The sequence below is a fragment of the Vibrio sp. 10N.222.54.E6 genome, assembly GCF_041473955.1.
In the GTDB taxonomy this organism is placed as follows: domain Bacteria; phylum Pseudomonadota; class Gammaproteobacteria; order Enterobacterales; family Vibrionaceae; genus Vibrio; species Vibrio tasmaniensis_A.
In genome coordinates this window covers 1-17,914 of record NZ_JBFRTD010000016.1, presented here as the reverse complement: position 1 = coordinate 17,914, position 17,914 = coordinate 1, and the positions used below count along the sequence as shown (strand labels likewise).

Annotated in this window: 16 protein-coding genes; 11 read left to right on the top strand and 5 right to left on the bottom strand. The window is 46.3% G+C overall.

What is annotated here, in order from left to right; all coding sequences use genetic code 11:
- Positions 1-120: 120 nt before the first annotated feature.
- Together AB4513_RS10570 and recQ are read right to left on the bottom strand one after the other, a co-directional pair.
- Positions 121-432 (bottom strand): DUF3630 family protein, encoded by a 312-nt coding sequence (locus tag AB4513_RS10570; RefSeq protein ID WP_009848192.1) that lies wholly within the window; start codon positions 430-432, stop codon positions 121-123.
- 66 nt (positions 433-498) lie between these two features.
- Complete coding sequence (gene recQ / locus AB4513_RS10565; RefSeq protein WP_009848191.1) at positions 499-2,337, bottom strand: ATP-dependent DNA helicase RecQ; 1,839 nt, start codon at positions 2,335-2,337, stop codon at positions 499-501.
- Positions 2,338-2,517: 180 nt separating this feature from the next.
- On the opposite strand from recQ, the gene rarD reads away from it, so the two are divergent.
- The 5 genes from rarD (at position 2,518) to tpx (ending at position 8,200) form a co-directional block, all read left to right on the top strand.
- Positions 2,518-3,426: an EamA family transporter RarD gene (rarD, locus tag AB4513_RS10560; RefSeq protein ID WP_009848190.1), complete on the top strand. Its 909-nt coding sequence runs from the start codon at positions 2,518-2,520 to the stop codon at positions 3,424-3,426.
- An 86-nt stretch (positions 3,427-3,512) separates the two neighbouring features.
- A complete protein-coding gene (locus AB4513_RS10555) occupies positions 3,513-4,307 on the top strand; it encodes an AraC family transcriptional regulator (protein WP_009848189.1) in 795 nt (264 codons plus the stop codon).
- A gap of 99 nt (positions 4,308-4,406) precedes the next feature.
- Complete coding sequence (locus AB4513_RS10550; protein WP_009848188.1) at positions 4,407-5,069, top strand: LysE family translocator; 663 nt, start codon at positions 4,407-4,409, stop codon at positions 5,067-5,069.
- Between the two features lie 91 nt (positions 5,070-5,160).
- Positions 5,161-6,918 carry a gamma-glutamyltransferase gene (ggt, locus tag AB4513_RS10545; protein WP_009848187.1) on the top strand — a complete coding sequence of 586 codons (1,758 nt, stop codon included), beginning with the start codon at positions 5,161-5,163 and terminating at the stop codon, positions 6,916-6,918.
- 784 nt (positions 6,919-7,702) lie between these two features.
- On the top strand, positions 7,703-8,200 hold the full coding sequence (gene tpx / locus AB4513_RS10540; RefSeq protein WP_009848186.1) for a thiol peroxidase: 498 nt from the start codon (positions 7,703-7,705) through the stop codon (positions 8,198-8,200).
- Positions 8,201-8,335: 135 nt separating this feature from the next.
- Here tpx and uvrD read toward each other — a convergent pair whose 3' ends face one another.
- Positions 8,336-10,510 (bottom strand): DNA helicase II, encoded by a 2,175-nt coding sequence (uvrD, locus tag AB4513_RS10535; protein ID WP_009848185.1) that lies wholly within the window; start codon positions 10,508-10,510, stop codon positions 8,336-8,338.
- Between the two features lie 264 nt (positions 10,511-10,774).
- On the opposite strand from uvrD, the gene AB4513_RS10530 reads away from it, so the two are divergent.
- The 4 genes from AB4513_RS10530 (at position 10,775) to AB4513_RS10515 (ending at position 13,184) form a co-directional block, all read left to right on the top strand.
- Positions 10,775-11,035, top strand: a complete 261-nt coding sequence (locus AB4513_RS10530) for a DUF2282 domain-containing protein (RefSeq protein WP_004736650.1) — start codon at positions 10,775-10,777, stop codon at positions 11,033-11,035.
- 64 nt (positions 11,036-11,099) lie between these two features.
- The gene (locus AB4513_RS10525) at positions 11,100-11,960 is read left to right on the top strand and encodes a DUF692 domain-containing protein (RefSeq protein ID WP_009848184.1); all 861 of its coding nucleotides are present in this window, start codon (positions 11,100-11,102) and stop codon (positions 11,958-11,960) included.
- Positions 11,957-12,724, top strand: a complete 768-nt coding sequence (locus AB4513_RS10520) for a DNA-binding domain-containing protein (RefSeq protein ID WP_009848183.1) — start codon at positions 11,957-11,959, stop codon at positions 12,722-12,724. The genes AB4513_RS10525 and AB4513_RS10520 overlap by 4 nt, the downstream gene beginning before the upstream one ends.
- A gap of 1 nt (position 12,725) precedes the next feature.
- Entirely contained in the window at positions 12,726-13,184 is a 459-nt protein-coding gene (locus AB4513_RS10515; RefSeq protein WP_009848182.1) for a DoxX family protein, read from the top strand.
- 85 nt (positions 13,185-13,269) lie between these two features.
- On the opposite strand, the gene AB4513_RS10510 is transcribed toward AB4513_RS10515, so the two are convergent.
- Both AB4513_RS10510 and AB4513_RS10505 read right to left on the bottom strand, forming a co-directional pair.
- Positions 13,270-13,551, bottom strand: a complete 282-nt coding sequence (locus tag AB4513_RS10510; RefSeq protein ID WP_009848181.1) for a hypothetical protein — start codon at positions 13,549-13,551, stop codon at positions 13,270-13,272.
- Between the two features lie 102 nt (positions 13,552-13,653).
- Positions 13,654-14,853: a multidrug effflux MFS transporter gene (locus AB4513_RS10505; protein WP_032499284.1), complete on the bottom strand. Its 1,200-nt coding sequence runs from the start codon at positions 14,851-14,853 to the stop codon at positions 13,654-13,656.
- A gap of 101 nt (positions 14,854-14,954) precedes the next feature.
- On the opposite strand from AB4513_RS10505, the gene AB4513_RS10500 reads away from it, so the two are divergent.
- Together AB4513_RS10500 and AB4513_RS10495 are read left to right on the top strand one after the other, a co-directional pair.
- Complete coding sequence (locus tag AB4513_RS10500) at positions 14,955-15,896, top strand: LysR family transcriptional regulator (RefSeq protein ID WP_009848179.1); 942 nt, start codon at positions 14,955-14,957, stop codon at positions 15,894-15,896.
- Positions 15,897-16,018: 122 nt separating this feature from the next.
- Entirely contained in the window at positions 16,019-17,809 is a 1,791-nt protein-coding gene (locus AB4513_RS10495) for an aminopeptidase P family protein (RefSeq protein WP_009848178.1), read from the top strand.
- Positions 17,810-17,914: the final 105 nt, after the last annotated feature.

Sequence of the window (17,914 nt, the reverse complement as noted above, 5' to 3'; positions counted from 1 at the left end):
TTGGCTGCAACGGTGAGAACAAACGCAAACGTTTATCCTCACTTTTATTGATGAATGACGTTAGAAGCCAAGTTTTAAGAGCCAGGTTTAGAAGCTACGTTTCAGAAGCCATGTTAAAAGTTAGAAACCGCGCTTGAAAAGCGTCGCGAGATAATCGAACTCTTCTCGGCTTTCTTCAGCGTTTAACGACTCAAACCAGATTGATTCACTGTAATGTTCAGACTTTAAAAACATCCGACAATCTTCAAAATCAATCAACCAAGAATGCATATCGGCGTCCCATTGCTTTTCAACAACAGAAGCTGACAGCAACGCCACCAGCTTTTCACCTAGCACTTCATAAGAATCAAAATCAAAACTTGGAGACGTAATCAATAAACGCCCTTCCTCAGCCAAATACTCTCTTAAGCCAAATTCTGTTGGTGTTGTCATGTCCCTATCAACCTTATTCTTTTTCTATAAGCCAATCGTTTTTATAAGCTAGTCGTTTCTTGCAAGCTAGCCGTGTGTGGTGATGTGTTCTTGAATCAAATCTAAGAATGGGTCTGCGTACTTATCAAGTTTACGCTGACCAACGCCATTTACCGCCAGCATCTCGCCATAAGATGTGGGTAGGATTTCGGCCATATCAATCAGCGTCGCATCACTGAATACCACGTATGGTGGCAAACCATCTTCATCAGCAATCGACTTACGCAGCTTACGCAGTTTGGCAAACAGCTTCTTATCGTAGTTCTTGCTGCTTAGTTTATCGGACTTCGCATTACGCACTGCTGTATCTAAACGAGGTACAGCCAACTCCAAAGACATCTCACCACGCAATAGCGGTCGAGCTTCTTCTGTTAACTGTAATGTTGAGTTACGAGTGATGTTTTGGAACAACAAACCTTTGTGAATCAGCTGACGGAAGATACTGATCCAGTAATCATGGCTATGGTCGCGGCCAATACCGTAGGTAGAAAGCTTGTCGTGACCATTATCGCGTACACGGATGTTCTGCATACCGCGCATCACTTCGACCACATAGCCCATACCAAATGACTGATTAACGCGGTACACACAAGACAACGCCTTCTGCGCCTCTTGGGTCGCATCAAAGTGTTTTGGTGGATCTAAGCAGATATCGCAGTTACCACATTGCTTCTCGCGATATTCGCCAAAGTAGTTGAGCAGCACCTGACGACGACACGTTTGCGCTTCGGCAAAGGCACTCATCGCGTTCAGCTTGTGCATCTCAACTTGTTTTTGCGGGCCTTCTTCTTTCTCATCAAGCATACGACGCAGCCAACCCATATCAGCCGGGTCAAACAACATCATCGCTTCAGCAGGTAAGCCATCACGACCTGCACGGCCTGTCTCTTGATAGTAAGATTCGATGTTGCGTGGGATATCAAAGTGCACCACAAAGCGTACGTTGGGTTTGTTGATGCCCATACCAAACGCCACAGTCGCGACCACGATCTGAATATCATCACGTTGGAAAGCTTCTTGAACGTAAGCACGTTCGTCGGTATCCATGCCGGCATGGTAACCCGCAGCGCGAATACCGTTATTGCACAGCTTCTCGGTCACCATCTCCACTTTCTTACGGCTACCACAGTAGATGATGCCGCAATTGCCTTTCTGTGTTTCTAGGTAGCGAACCACTTGTGACACGGGCTTGTGCTTCTCAACTAGGTTGTAGCGAATATTAGGGCGATCGAAGCTGCCTAAGTAAGTGTGCGGCTCCACCAGCTGCAAACGCGAGATAATATCTTTGCGCGTCGCATCGTCAGCGGTTGCTGTCAGCGCCATATAAGGCACATGCGGGAAATACTGTTTAAGCTGGCCTAGCAAAGCATACTCAGGGCGGAAATCGTGTCCCCACTGAGAGATACAGTGTGCCTCATCCACCGCAATCATCGAAAGCGGCAAACCTTGTAAGCGCTCGATGAAGTCACGCATCAACACACGCTCTGGTGAAGCATAAACCATCTTCAATTGGCCTGAGTTCATGCGGTTGAACACGCTCAACAGTTGATCGCGTGGCATCGATGAGTTTATGCACTCAGCCGCCACACCATTAGCTTTCAACTGGTCAACTTGGTCTTTCATCAATGAAATGAGCGGTGAGATAACCAAAGTCAGCCCATCACGCACTAAAGCCGGGATCTGGTAACACAGAGACTTACCACCACCGGTTGGCATAATCACCAAGCTGTCTTTGCCTTCAACGGCTAGGTCTATGACCTCTTGCTGACCATCACGAAAGCTTTGATAACCAAAGACATCTTGTAAGATATCTTGCGCATCATTCGCGGGAGTTGGTGTTTGCTCAGCAATCAGAGTGGCGGTCATTGTGGTTCCTAATCAAGGTATAAAGTCAGCGTGCAGCATTGGCAAGCAAGGCGCACATTGTAGAGGGGAACGCTGGCGAATTAAACCGCAAATTGTTAGGTGAAAAGGGTTAACGCTCCTATACTGACCAACTCTCTTTATAAATCTTATTAATAAGCACTCAGTGCTAGAGAAAGATGCATGACACAGGAAGAACAACAACGTACGCGCCAGGGAGTTTTGCTTGCCGTCGGCGCCTACACCATGTGGGGGATCGCCCCTATATATTTCAAATCTTTAAGTGACGTATCCCCGTTAGAGATCCTTAGCCACCGTGTAGTATGGTCCTTTTTCCTACTCGCTTTCTTACTGCACATTGGCCGCAGCTGGCGTAAAGTCCGCGACACCCTGACCTCGAAACCAAAAATGCTCTATTTGGTGGCGACGTCTATTTTGGTGGGCGCTAACTGGCTTATTTTTATTTGGGCGGTGAATTCCAATCACATGCTTGATGCCAGCTTGGGGTATTACATCAACCCACTGATTAACGTGTTGCTCGGGATGCTCTTCCTCGGCGAACGCTTACGTAAGCTGCAATGGTTTGCAGTGGCTCTTGCTGCGATTGGCGTATTGATCCAATTAATTGCCTTCGGTTCAGTGCCGATCGTCGCCATTGCCCTAGCCTTTAGCTTCGGTTTTTATGGCTTACTGCGTAAAAAGGTGAGCTTAGAAGCGCAAACAGGTTTGTTCATTGAGACTCTGGTTATGTTGCCTCTCGCAGCAACGTACCTACTATTTATTGCTGATAGCCCAACCTCGGACTTCTCAATGAACCCGATGCAACTCAATCTATTATTGGTTGCGGCTGGTGTTATTACCACCATTCCACTGCTGTGCTTTACTGGCGCTGCAACACGCTTGAAGCTATCGACCCTCGGCTTCTTCCAGTACATTGGACCAAGCTTAATGTTCTTGTTAGCGGTGCTGATTTATGGCGAAGCGTTTACCAGTGACAAAGCGATTACCTTCGCCTTTATTTGGGGAGCGTTGGTGATATTCAGCTTTGACGGTCTGCGTAACAACAGAAAGAACAAACGCGCTAAGCAGTAACACTGATCGTTTTTTACAAGACAATCCCTTAATACGAAGATAAGCTTGGTTGAATTGATGACTATTTGACCAAGCTTTTTTGTACCATGGATAAAGTCCACTATTACTCTACCCCAACAGAAGATATCAGCCTGATCCAAGCTCAATACCAAGAGTTTGCTTTCCAGCGCCACTATCATTTGGACTTTCACATTGGTTTAATTACCCGAGGACAGCAGAAATTCGTCTATAAAGGGACGAGCCATAATGTTGGTGCTGGCCAAGTTGTTATCATGCCACCCGATGAGCTGCATGATGGGCACTCCAAACTCGATTCGGGTTATCAAGTCAGTGTGTTTGCCGTGTCTCCCCAATGGTTTCAAGATCTTGCCGATCCCAAGCAAAATGGTCACACATTAGGCTTTTCTGAGTTGATCCTCTCCGATCAAGCTGCATTTTCACAATTACGCAACTTGCACGGCCTATTAATCCATCAAAACATCAGCCAGCTCGCTCAAGATTGCTTACCTTTCGAAGGGTTCTCGACGATTGTCGATCGTTATGCGAAATTTGGATCGAAGAGTGACATCAAACTGGGTAATCAATCGATTGATACGCTAAAAGACTACTTGATGGCGAACTTGGATCAACCAGTGCGATTAGAACAATTGTCTGAGTTGTGTGGTTTAACCACGACTCAATTCCAACGCCATTTTAAAAACAGAATGGGCATTACGCCTTATGCATGGCTGAGCCGTTTACGTATGGAACAGAGCATGCGTCTGATTAAATCTGGGATATGTGGTACCAAGGTCGCGCACCAAGTAGGCTTCTATGATCAAGCACACTTCTCTAAGGCTTTCAAAACCACGTTCGGCGTACCACCCTCACAAATCAACTAAGTGTTGATAATTTACAATTGCTCTATTTCAAATCACGGTAAGCTACGCTCAATACGATTACTTATTTAAAAATAGCGGCAACGTTATTGAGAACTGACGATGAACGAAGTCACCATACTGATCACCCTAGCCTCTATCCACTTCATCGCTTTGATGAGCCCCGGCCCTGATTTTGCGTTAGTCGTGCAAAATGCGACGCGTCACGGACGCCAGACAGGCTTGTACATTGCGCTTGGTTTATCTTGCGGGATCTTGCTGCACTCATTGCTGAGCCTGACGGGAATCAGTTACCTAGTCCACCAACAACCGACATTATTTGCCATTATCCAACTAGCCGGCGGTAGCTACTTACTGTACTTAGGCTACGGTGCACTTAAAGCAACCTGGCAAATCATTCAGAACCACGATGATGATGCCGATACCGTCAATGCCAACGATCTGATTCTGACCAATAAGCGTCAGGCATTTTCGAAAGGGTTTGCGACCAATATTCTCAACCCAAAGGCTTTGGTGTTCTTTATCAGCTTGATGTCGAGCCTAGTGCCTGCCGACATGTCTCTGTCAGGTAAAGGCTTTGCGCTTATCATCCTATTTGGTCTGTCTCTGTTTTGGTTCTCACTACTGGCTTGGATGCTTTCGACTAAAGCATTGCAAAAGAAACTCAGCGAAGCAACGGTATACATCGATGGCTTATGTGGCGTGGTATTCAGCCTTATTGGCGTGAGTATTCTTTGGCAGTCGCTGTCCGGTTTAATCGCTTAAATTCGAATCAAGATTACAATTCGTTAACAACACTCTGGCTATCTCATCTTTCCACTGCCAATCTAGCTCTGCATATTAAAAGGAGAAGATCATGCAGTGGAAAACAAAACTAACAACCCTCGCCACTTCTACCCTACTTTTTGCCTCTCACGTCAGTTGGGCAAATCAAGCTGCCGATTCCGTCGCACCCGAACAAAGTAGTGGTTTAGAAACCAAACAGCTCGTTAAAGCCAACGATTGGATGGTCACCGCGGCCAACCCTCTTGCCACACAAGCCGGTGCTGATGTACTTGCTCGTGGTGGTAACGCGATTGATGCCATGGTTGCTGTGCAGCTTATGCTTGGCTTAGTGGAACCTCAGTCTTCAGGTATTGGTGGCGGCGCGTTCCTTGTTTATTTTGATGGCCAGGACAAGCAACTCAAAACCTACGATGGCCGTGAAACTGCACCACTTGATGCCACACCACGTCTATTCCAAGACGAAAGCGGCCAACCGCTTAAATTCTATGATGCCGTGGTTGGCGGTCGCTCCGTTGGCACGCCAGGCACGGTGCAATTACTGTGGGACACTCACCAGAAATACGGCAAGCTCGAATGGGCATCACTGATTAAACCTATCGCTCAGCTGGCTGAAGAAGGTTTTACTATTAGTCCACGTTTAGCCACCTTGATTGAAAATGACCAACAGCGACTAAGCCGCTTTGCCACTACCAAAGCCTACTTCTTCAATGCCGATGGCAGCCCGAAAACAGCTGGCACGCAACTTAAGAACCCAGAGTACGCGGCAACGTTAAACGCTATTTCTAAGAACGGTGCTAAGGCCTTTTACCAAGGTGAGATCTCTGCCGACATCATCAATACCGTGCAAACAGCGAAAGGTAACCCAGGCGTATTAGCACAGAAAGACTTCGACGCTTATTCGATCAAGCAGCGCGAGCCGGTTTGTTCTGCTTATGAGAGCTACCAAGTGTGCGGAATGGGTCCACCAAGTTCAGGTGCATTAACGGTTGGGCAGATCTTAGCGATGACCGAGCAGTTTGATCTTAAATCATGGGGACCAAACGACGCGAAATCTTGGCAAGTGTTAGCAGATGCTTCTCGCCTAGCCTTTGCAGACCGTGGTATGTACATGGCGGATCAAGATTATGTGCCAATGCCAACCCAAGGGTTAGTGAATACTGACTATTTGCAGGAACGTGCTCAGTTAATTACCGCAGGTAAGGCATTGGCAAGCGCATCTTCAGGCACACCGCCGTGGGATCACGCGATGCAGAGAAGCCAAGATGTTTCTATTGAATTACCGTCCACTAGCCACTTCAATATTGTAGATAGCGATGGCAATGTCGTGTCGATGACCACCACCATTGAGAATGCCTTTGGCTCACGCTTGATGGTAAGAGGCTTCCTACTCAACAACGAACTGACAGATTTCTCATTCAAGACCCATAACGATGGTAAGCCTATCGCCAACCGACTTGAACCGGGTAAGCGTCCGCGCTCTTCAATGGCACCGACCATCATCATGCAAGACGATAAACCTTACATGGCAATTGGCTCTCCGGGAGGCAGCCGTATCATAGGTTATGTGGCACAAGCGATCATTGCTCATACCCAATGGGACATGGATATTCAGCAAGCCATCAATCAACCACACTTCCTAAACCGCTTCGGTACCTTAGATTTGGAAAAAGGAACATCAGCGGAAAACTTCAAACCTGAGCTAGAAAAGATGGGATTTGAGGTCAACGTTCGCGATCTTAACTCTGGTTTACACGCGATTCGCATCACAAAAGATGGTTTAGAAGGCGCTGCAGACCCTCGTCGTGAAGGTGCAGCCATTGGTCAGTAGGGAATAATCCTCCCTTTTTACTCGCGGCCTTGTGCGAGATCTCTCACAAGGCAGTGAGTAAATATCGATATTTGATGGCGAAATTAGTCACCTAGACACCGTAACCAATTGAAATAAAACGATACGTACATTTATCATTCAAATAATTATATAGAAATTCGCTTATGCACCATTGCTGATAAATAAGGAATCGGTAATATGAATGGTGTCGGAAGGATGCTGACACGGAACAGGAAACGCCAAGGACTTGGTTATCTTCAGGATGAAGATTCGATTACTCAGGATGAATAATCGGCATGGATAGCGAAATGGACATTGAATGGACGCAATAGTAACTAGGATGGTTGCTACTAAGGAAAGACAATGGACACCTCTGGACGAGGAAAGGACTGAACATCAGGATGATGTAAAGGACACCGCTCAAGGAACAAGTGACGCGCGCTAACGAGGATTGTTGGCAGATCAGGATAAGATCAAGGACACCGCTAGGAAGGCGACGAAAGGAATACGCTGAAGGATAACAGCACACTATCATGGATTTGATGCATGGAGCACACTTAGTAGCCGGATTGCTGCGAGTAAGACTATAGACCCCGATGAGCGCAAGCTCTCGGGGTTTTTCTTTATCTGTCGTTTCATTTATTCCTCTCTCAAACAAATAAATCAAAGACCTTTGATTACAATTCTGACATTTAAAGCATTCACTTCTTAACCACTTCCGAGTAACGTAAGTCGAACTAGGCTCAACTAGTTTCATAACCATAATTAAACTAAGGACAAATTCATGTCACACGTTACCTTCAAAGGCGCTGCTGTACCGCTAACGGGCACATTCCCACAAACAGGTGAAAAGTCACCAAGCTTTGCACTGACTGCAGGCGATCTTTCTGAACTGACTCTTGCTTCTCTTGAAGGCAAGAAAGTAGTTCTAAACATCTTCCCAAGCATCGACACAGCAACTTGTGCAACGAGCGTACGCACGTTCAACGCAAAAGCGGCAGAACTTGAGAACACGGTTGTTGTTTGTATTTCTGCTGACCTACCGTTTGCTGCGGGTCGCTTCTGCGAACTAGAAGGCATTGAAGGCGTTCAACACGCTTCAACTTTCCGTTCTCCTGCATTCGCATCAGACTACGGCGTAGCGATTGCTGAAGGCCCACTATCAGGCCTAACAACACGCGCAGTTGTCGTTGTTGATGAAAAAGGTGTGGTAACACACAGCGAGTTGGTTGCAGAGATCACTGAAGAACCAAACTACGAAGCGGCACTTGCAGCACTGTAAGTCTCACTTTTAGGCAGCAATGCCTTAAGCTCGTATTAACCTAATAGAGGTCAGTACAAAGCAATAAAAAGAGCAGCCATTGGCTGCTCTTTTAGTTTTTAATAATGAACGATTTTTAGATGCCGAAGTAGCAAATTAAAGCTGCTCTAATCGAGCGTAAGCCGTTACTAACCACTTAATCCCTTCACCATTGAACGCAACTTGAACTCGGCTTTGTGGGCCACTTCCTTCGAAGTTGATGATGGTACCTTCACCAAACTTAGGGTGTTTAACGCGAGAGCCCAAACTAAAGCCTGTTTCATTGAAGTTCTCTTTCACGGCGGTTTGGCTAAAGCGACCACTGCTTGCAGGGCGACTCACTTGCGCTTTCATACGCACTTCATCCAGACATGTCTCTGGTAGCTCACGAATAAAACGAGATGGCTTGTGATACTTGTCTTGACCGTACAAACGACGCATTTCAGCGTAAGTGATGTAGAGCTTCTCCATCGCACGGGTCATGCCGACGTAACACAGACGACGCTCTTCTTCTAAACGCCCCGCTTCTTCTGCAGACATCTGGCTTGGGAACATGCCCTCTTCAACACCAACCATGAATACCATTGGGAACTCTAGGCCTTTGGCACTGTGCAGAGTCATGAGCTGAACCGCATCATCAAACTCATCAGCCTGACCTTCACCCGCTTCCAAAGCCGCATGAGTTAAGAACGCTGTTAGCATGCTCATTTCATCCGCTTCTTCTGGTTTTTCAAACTGACGCGTTGCCGTTACCAATTCTTCCAAGTTCTCAATACGTGCCTTCGACTTCTCGCCTTTCTCTTGCTCGTACATCGCAAACAAGCCCGACGATTTGATCACGTGGTCGGTTTGCTCATGAAGTCTCAGTTCTATGGTGTCATCTTCAAGTGCATTGATAAGTTCAATAAAGCGGCTCAATGCACCCGCAGCACGACCAGGTAGCACTTGCTCTTCTATCAAAGCAACACTGGCTTCCCACATGGTTGCACCACGATCACGCGCTGCAAGACGAATCGTTTCTAGCGTTTTATCACCCAAGCCACGAGTCGGCGTATTAACGACACGTTCGAATGCCGCATCATTACTACGGTTACTCATTAAGCGCAGGTAGCTCAAAGCATCTCTAATTTCCTGACGCTCGAAGAATCGCATGCCACCGTAGATTCGGTAAGGCAGGCCACCTTGGATAAGCGCTTCTTCAAGCACACGAGATTGGGCGTTATTACGATAAAGCATCGCGGTATCTTCTAACGCACCGCCTTTCTCTTGCCACTCTTTGATTTTGCTAACCGTGAAACGCGCTTCATCTAACTCGTTATAAGCTGAGTAAACTGAGATTGGCTCGCCATCGTTGCCATCAGTCCACAGCTCTTTACCCATACGCTCGGTGTTGTTCGAGATAAGCTCGTTCGACGCCTGAAGAATGGTTTTGGTTGAACGGTAGTTTTGTTCGAGTCGAACCGTTGAAGCACCTGGGAATTCATCCAAGAACTTCTGAATATTTTCAATTTTAGCGCCACGCCAGCCATAGATAGATTGGTCATCATCACCCACGATCATCACGCGACAATCCGGGCCCGCCATCATACGTAACCAAGCGTATTGGATGTTGTTGGTATCTTGGAATTCGTCGACAAGAATGTGCTTAAAGCGAGCTTGGTAGTGCTCGCGGATGTGTTTCTTATCGCGCAATAGTTCATGCGATCGCAACAAGATTTCAGCAAAATCGACCAAGCCAGCACGATCACATGCCTCTTGGTAAGCAGAGTAAATCTTTAACCACGTTTGAGTTATTGGATCATGGTAGGCGTCAATGTGACTTGGGCGCAGCCCTTCGTCTTTCTTGCCATTGATCCACCAAGAAGCTTGCTTGGCTGGCCACTGCTTTTCATCAAGGTTTTGCGCCTTGATTAAGCGACGCAGCAAACGAATCTGATCATCTGAATCAATGATCTGGAAGTCTTCTGGCAGTTTTGCATCTAGGTAGTGAGCACGAAGAATGCGGTGACAGATACCGTGGAAGGTGCCGTTCCACATGCCCGACGAACTGCCCATCATCAACTCTTCAATACGACCACGCATCTCTGCTGCCGCTTTGTTGGTGAAAGTAACCGACATGATAGAGAACGGTGATGCTTGCTCTACGCTTTGTAACCAAGCGATACGATGCACCAACACTCGCGTTTTACCACTACCAGCACCTGCCAGAATAAGTAGGTTTTCTAAAGGTGCCGCGACCGCCTCACGTTGTTTGTCGTTTAGGCCATCGAGTAAAAGCGAAGGATCTATCATTGGATATGCTCACTACTGGGTATTTATACATAAAAGTTGATTATAACCTAAACACTAGGCTGCGTTTAGGATAATAAGAAGAAAAAATAATCAAAAATTAACATAATAAAATCAGCAATTTAAACCATAAATCATCATTAATATTGATATTTTTTATAATGCCGTGAAATTATTTCCTAGTTCTTCCTATCCTTTTTAGTAAGCAAGTTAACAATTCATTAACCTGCGATGTAAAAATACTATTAAGTCCTAGAGGGAATGACTATGAAAAATTCTAATCTTGCTGTTACAGCTGCAATCACAAGTGTACTAGCGTTTGGCGGTGCAGTTCTTACATCAGCACCTGCGGAAGCAGCAGCAAAAGAAAAATGCTACGGCGTGGCAAAAGCTGGCCAAAATGATTGTGCAACCAAAACAAGTTCATGTGCGGGTACAGCAAAAGAAGACAACCAATCCGATGCATTCGTGGTCGTTCCTAAAGGACTATGTGGCAAATTATCAGGTGGTAATACTCAATCATCATAATTGAGCTGCTTAGTATGGTGAGCTGGCATTCAGCTCACCTCCACTTCTTGTTAGGAGAATCGTTGTGACTCAAACTCTTCACCCCAACGCAGGGGTTGGCCTTAGAACACCGCACTTGGACTTCTTTAGCCAAAATCCAGCCTTAGTAAGTTGGTTAGAAGTTCACAGCGAGAACTACTTCTTAGCTCAATCACCGCAACGCCAACAACTCAGAGAAATTCGTCACGCACACAACATCAGTTGTCACGGTGTTGGGTTGTCGCTAGGTTCTGTTGAGCGCATCAACCAACATCATCTTGTGCAATTAAAAGAGCTCATTGATGATATCGAACCCTTCTTAGTTTCTGATCATCTCAGTTGGAGTCAGGCAAGTGGTCATTACTTCAATGACTTGTTACCGCTGCCTTATACCGAAGAAGCGCTAGAGGTCTTTTGTCGCAATGTCATCGAGGTACAAGACAGCCTGCAACGCCCTATGCTGATTGAGAACCCATCGAGCTACCTTGCCTTCAAGCATTCAACCATCCCAGAGTGGGAGTTTTTAGCCGAGGTACAGAGGCGCACCGAGTGTCGTCTACTGCTCGATTTCAATAATATTTTTGTCTCATCTTTTAATCATGGCTTCAGCTGTGAAGAGTATCTAAGTGGAATACCGGCAGACAAAGTGGAAGAGATTCACTTGGCAGGTTTCACTAAGAAGAAACTCGAGCAAGGTGAGATCTGGATAGACACCCACAGTAAACCTGTCTGTGATGAAGTGTGGCAACTTTATACTCAGTGGATAGCAAAGCACAGCTCTCGCCATACCTTGATTGAGTGGGATCTAGATATCCCAGAGCCACAAGTCTTATTGGCTGAAGCAACCAAAGCCAGTGACATCTTGTATCAACACGACAAGTTCAATCAAAGGAGTCGCGCATCATGAGCTACTCCCTATCTGATGTTCAATCAGAGTTTGCTAACGCCCTACGCTACCAAAACAGTGGTGAGCATTGCGATATAGTGAGCGACCACTTTACTGATGAACAGCGCATCCAGATTTATCGCAATAACTTTGTGATTAGCTTGAGTGAGGTACTCGCTGCAACCTACCCACTTACCGAGATGTTAGTCGGCGAAGAGTGCTTCCAACAGATGGCTCGTCAACATGTCTTAAGTTATCCATTAACCTCTGGTGATGTCAGTGGTTACGGTGAACACTTTGAACAAACCATCCAAGCCTTTCCTGCGGTTATTGAGGCTGCACCTTACCTTTGCGAAGTGGCTATTTATGAATGGAACAAAGACAGCTTGATGAGAAGCGTTTCAGAATCAAAAGCCGACCAACGTCCTCTTGCTGGTTTAGCTGATGTGCCACCAGAGCAACAAGGCGCTTTAGTCTTTCATCTCAAAGATTCAATAACGCTCATTAATTCTAACTATACGATTATCGCGCTTGAACGCGCTATCTATCAGCAACAACTCGATGGGTTAGACATCAACCAACCTGAGTTTGGGGTGTTAATACGAGCCGATAATTCTCAGATTGATAGTCATCACTTGAGTGAAGAATGCCATCAGCTACTTCGCGAATTTCAATCAGGCCAAATGCTCGTAGCGATAGCCCCTTCATTACTACAACATCTGAATACTGTCATGGCGCTTAACGTCATCTCAGGCTTTTCAATCAATGCCGAATTGGAGACATAATATGGATAACAACACAGTCACAAACATGATGGCTCAATACGACAGTTTGATTGAGAAATCACAAGCACTCTTTGTTCCGGTGCTACTGCTATTTTGTCGCCTATGGGTAGCGTGGGTATTCTTTAATTCTGGCCTAACCAAGATAGCGACTTGGGATAGCACCCTTTACTTGTTTGAGTTGGAATACCAAGTGCCACTGTTACCTTGGGAGTTAGCCGCCTACATGGGCACCGCAGCTGAATTGATTCTGCCGGTATTCTTAGCGCTTGGTCTATTAACACGACCTATGGCAGCGGTGCTGTTCGTTTTCAATATCATTGCGGTTGTGTCTTACCCAGTGTTATGGGCGCAAGGCTTCTATGATCATCAGTTGTGGGGATTAATGATTCTTATCGTTGTCGTATGGGGCGCTGGGCCATTCTCACTTGATAGAATTTTGAAAGCGCAGTTTAGAGGTTAGAACGAACTTTCATTCGCACTAAATTGATATACCCCAAAATGCAAAAAACCACTCAATTGAGTGGTTTCTTTTTAACTGGGATAAACTACTTATTCAGAAAAGCTTGTAGCTCTTCAGCAGAGATACCTTGCTCGGCTAGCTCTTTTGCTAGTAGCTGAACCTGCTCACCCTTACGAGACTCTACCACACGCTGAAATTGGTAAATGATGTCTCGCAAAGTATCGATTGGAACTTGTTTTGCCGCACTGCGAATACGCTCTTCACTTTGGTTGCCTAGCTCTTTAAGCAATTTACCAAACATGACCTTTTCAGGTGCATCTTCCATTTGTTCTAAGACGCGCGCCATTTCGTAGGTTGTTAATGACATTACAGTATTTTCCGTTGGGGACTAACGTTTCAATGAGTGACAAATATACCATGTTTTAACGTTTCGCAAACCGCCATTTGTATATTTTGTCACCCTTGAGACTTACGCCTTAGCAAACGTCGTGTGCCACGACTTGCCTGCTTTGCTCGCAAGCACTAACAACGCAGGAACAATAAGGAACATTTGCAGCGCAATCATCACTTGAGACGTTAAATCAAGGCGTTGCATGGTACCAACAAGCAGCCCTGAGCCACTCATTTGGAACAAGCCAAGCAGTGCAGCAGCTGTGCCCGCACGGTCACCGAAAGGTTCAAGAGCCTTACCAGCAGCAGCACCGAGAATCCAAGCAAAACCCACTGAAGACAAGAAGATTGGCAGCATGAATGCAATTGGGCTAGCGTGTTCTGCAAGCACTAACATAATCACGCCCGCTAAACCCAGCGTTGAGATACCAACGACCAGTGCTTTATAGGTACCAAAGCGGTCCATAAATTTAGGTGCAGTAAACGCTGCTGCAATGTTGATGGCCGCATTAACACCAAACCAGAAAGTAAACTCTTTCATGGTCAGGCCTAGGTTTTCCATCAACACAACCGGTGCAGAGGTGACATAAGCGAGAATCACTGCCATCGCCATCAGACACAAGGTTGCGTGGAAAAGGAATGATGGTGTTTTCAATACTGACCAGTATCGCTCAAGCTTGAACACCGCAACCTTTTCTGTCGCAGGGTTAGACTCTTTCATTTGGAAGAATAAGATAGTGCCAACAACGACTGCGAAGCCTGCCATAAAGCTAAAGTTCGAACGCCAACCAAATTGATGAGTTAACCAAGCGCCAAGAATCGGTGCTAGTGCAGGAATAAAGCAAATTGCACCATTGAGGTAACTGATCATACGGCCACTTTTCTCAGGACCAAATAGATCGCGAACCGTCGCAAAGGCTGCTACAGAAGTCGCACAAGCTCCTAAGCCTTGTAGCAGCCGAGCTATTAGCATCATATCAATCGATTGAGCTGCCCACGCCAAGCAAGCACTCAATGCATAGATACTAACACCTCCCAATGCAACGGTTCGACGTCCTAGCTTATCAGCCAAAGGGCCTGCAAATAATTGCCCGACACCCATGGCGAATAAAAACCAAGTAATCGTATCTTGTGCTAGTGCGTGTTCCACGTGAAACGCTGTTGAAATTTGTGGCAGAGCTGGAAGATAAATATCTATAGCCAGAGGGCTAAATAGAACCAGCATTGCCAATAAAGCAACCTGCAGTTTACTTGGGGTTGGAAGCGCGTTAGAAGGCACAAGATTCTCCGAATGAGTTAATTTAGGTGCATAATAACCAACTAAAGATATGAACAAAAATGGCATATACTCATTAGCATTATTCCAAATAGGAAACTCACATGAATATCGAGAAACTATCACGCCTCGACCTCAATCTATTGGTTTGCTTACAGGTGCTGATGGAAGAGCTGAGTGTCACTCGCACCGCACACCGATTATGCTTGAGCCAATCAGCCGTGAGTAAGTCGCTAGCCAAGCTTCGTGAACAATTTAATGACCCCCTTTTTACGCGAAGTGCTCATGGCCTACGACCAACACCGAAAGCTGTTTTCCTCAAGCCTCGGTTAGAAACGTTGATCAACCAACTTGATGTTCTCACTCAGCCTGAGACATTCATTCCCAACAACAGTGACCATAGTTTTCATATTGCTGCCGTTGAGAGTGTTTACCCGCTGATTCTTCCGCACTTCTTACCGGCGATATTTCGACAAGCACCTAAGGTCAATATCAACACCCATGCTTGGACAGAACAAACCTTTAAGAAGCTGCAGCTTGGCGAACTAGATATCGGACTCACTGGCAAAGACATCGACATCAACGATGCGCGTTTAACTATGCTGCCGCCAGACGACATTTGCGAACAAGAGATCTACCGCGACGCACAGATGTGTGTGCTAAGACGCAACCACCCCGCTCTGAATGGTAAATGGGATTTGGAAATCTACCTTGCGCAGCGTCATGTACAAGTAAGGTGTGATGGTAACGACCGCTGGCTGCTCGACTACAAACTGGCTGATCTTGGTCACCAACGTGATATCGCTATTTCTGTTCCAGACTTCAATAGCGCTGCAAGCCTATGTACCTACACCGACTTTGTGTTTACCGCACCAAGCCATTTTACTTACCTCGTCGCTAAGCAACTCGACTTAGTGGTTGTTCCTTTACCAATGGAGTTCCCACCGATGGCATACACTTTGTTTTGGCACCGTGACAGAGAAAATGACCCAGCCTTAACTTGGTTGCGAGATATCATCAAAGAAAAAACTCTGCACCTTAGATAAAAATGGCGTACAGCGTTTGCAGCAAACGAACAAAAGCGCTAGCTTATTGACCTAATAAGTCCCCTCGCATGTATATCGACTGTGAGTGTTAACAAGGACCCTAACAATAAGGATAAACACAGATGCACAATATCACTGCTGAACGCGTTGCTGCGGTTCGAGCTTGGCTTGAAACAAACAACCTAGATGCCGTTATCATTCCACATGAAGACGAATATCTAGGTGAATACGTTCCCGCTCATAACGAGCGACTTCACTGGTTAACAGGTTTCACTGGCTCTGCAGGTGCCACTGTTATCACTCGTGAAACTGCTGCTATTTTTGTAGATGGTCGCTACACCGTTCAGGTTCGTAAGCAGGTACCAGCAGAGTTATTTGAGTATCGCCACCTTATTGAAGAACCGACTTTAGATTGGATCATCAATTCATTGCCACAAGGCAGTAAGGTTGCATTCGACCCACGCATGCACACCGCTGCTTGGTTGAAAGGCGCACAAGCAAAACTAGCGGAGAAAGTTGAGCTAACAACGCTCCCAGCAAACCCAATTGATGAGCTTTGGTCTGATCGCCCTGAGCCTGTCGTGTCTGATGTTCGCCTAATGGCAACAGACGCCGTTGGTCAATCAAGCGAGAGCAAACGCGCTGAAATTGCTGGCTTACTAAAAGCAAAAGGTGCGGACGCCGCTATCCTTACCGAGCTAGACTCAATCTGTTGGTTGCTTAACATTCGTGGCTTGGACGTATCTCGCCTACCTGTTGTGTTATCCAACGCGATCATTCACGCCGATGAAAGCGTCGATTTCTTCCTAGACCCAGCACGCATCCCGGCTGGCTTTGAAGCGCACGTTGGTAATGGTATTCGCGTTTCTCACCCATCAGAGCTTGAAGCGCGCCTTCAATCTTTAGAAAGCAAAAACGTATCTGTCGATTCAGGCACAAGTAATGCTTGGTATACGCTTGTTCTTCAAAACGCTGGCGCTCATCTCATTGAAGCAGCAGACCCATGTCTAATGCCAAAAGCCGCTAAAAACGATACTGAAATTGCCGGCATGAAGGCGTGTCACATTCGTGATGGTGTTGCGATGGTGAAATTCCTATCTTGGATTGATGCAGAAGTCGCGCAAGGTAACCTACACAACGAAGCGGTATTGGCTGACAAAGTACAATCATTCCGCGAGCAAGACCCGACGCTGATGGATCTAAGTTTTGACACCATTTCTGCGGCTGGCGGCAACGCAGCAATGTGTCACTACAACCATGAGAACCAACCTGAACCTGGTCAGCTAGAACTGAATACTCTGTACCTAGTCGATTCAGGCGGTCAGTACTTAGATGGTACAACCGACATCACTCGTACTATCGCGATTGGCCAACCAAGCGACGAAATGATTCAGCAGTTCACATTAGCGCTTAAAGGTCACATCGGCATTGCACGTGCGCGTTTCCCACAGGGTACTCGTGGTTTCCAACTGGATATCCTAGCGCGTCAGCACTTATGGGCAGAAGGCTTCGATTACGATCATGGTACTGGTCACGGTGTTGGTCACTTCCTAAGTGTTCATGAAGGCCCACAAAGCATCTCTAAGAAGCTTATCGACGTACCTCTTGTTGAAGGCATGGTGTTATCAAACGAGCCGGGTTACTACCGTGCTGATGAGTTTGGTATCCGTATCGAGAACCTAGAATTGGTAGTTGAGCTTCCAACTCAAGGTGATTTCTCAGTACTAACGTTTGAGTCGCTAACTCGTTGCCCTATCGATAAGCGCAACATCAATGTTGATTTGCTAACACGACCTGAACTGGCGTGGCTGAACGACTACCATCAGAAGGTATGGAACGACGTTAGCCCATTAGTTGAAGGTGATACATTGGAATGGTTACGCCAATCGACAACTCCATTGGCTCACGCTTAATGCTTCGCTAAGCGCTTAACTGAACCAAAAAACTTGCTCGGTTAATAAGTTAAATAGCAAATAGCAAAACGGCTACCCAAGGGTATAATGCCGATCGTTTAAGAA

Bases quoted from the DNA above. Each gene is read 5' to 3' on its own strand.
- ggt (WP_009848187.1), top strand. From the start codon at position 5,161: ATGCAGTGGAAAACAAAACTAACAACCCTCGCCACTTCTACCCTACTT.
- AB4513_RS10555 (WP_009848189.1), top strand. From the start codon at position 3,513: ATGGATAAAGTCCACTATTACTCTACCCCAACAGAAGATATCAGCCTG.
- rarD (WP_009848190.1), top strand. From the start codon at position 2,518: ATGACACAGGAAGAACAACAACGTACGCGCCAGGGAGTTTTGCTTGCC.
- AB4513_RS10530 (WP_004736650.1), top strand. From the start codon at position 10,775: ATGAAAAATTCTAATCTTGCTGTTACAGCTGCAATCACAAGTGTACTA.
- AB4513_RS10510 (WP_009848181.1), bottom strand. From the start codon at position 13,551: ATGTCATTAACAACCTACGAAATGGCGCGCGTCTTAGAACAAATGGAA.
- AB4513_RS10520 (WP_009848183.1), top strand. From the start codon at position 11,957: ATGAGCTACTCCCTATCTGATGTTCAATCAGAGTTTGCTAACGCCCTA.
- recQ (WP_009848191.1), bottom strand. From the start codon at position 2,337: ATGACCGCCACTCTGATTGCTGAGCAAACACCAACTCCCGCGAATGAT.
- AB4513_RS10570 (WP_009848192.1), bottom strand. From the start codon at position 432: ATGACAACACCAACAGAATTTGGCTTAAGAGAGTATTTGGCTGAGGAA.
- tpx (WP_009848186.1), top strand. From the start codon at position 7,703: ATGTCACACGTTACCTTCAAAGGCGCTGCTGTACCGCTAACGGGCACA.
- AB4513_RS10500 (WP_009848179.1), top strand. From the start codon at position 14,955: ATGAATATCGAGAAACTATCACGCCTCGACCTCAATCTATTGGTTTGC.
- AB4513_RS10515 (WP_009848182.1), top strand. From the start codon at position 12,726: ATGGATAACAACACAGTCACAAACATGATGGCTCAATACGACAGTTTG.
- AB4513_RS10495 (WP_009848178.1), top strand. From the start codon at position 16,019: ATGCACAATATCACTGCTGAACGCGTTGCTGCGGTTCGAGCTTGGCTT.
- uvrD (WP_009848185.1), bottom strand. From the start codon at position 10,510: ATGATAGATCCTTCGCTTTTACTCGATGGCCTAAACGACAAACAACGT.
- AB4513_RS10550 (WP_009848188.1), top strand. From the start codon at position 4,407: ATGAACGAAGTCACCATACTGATCACCCTAGCCTCTATCCACTTCATC.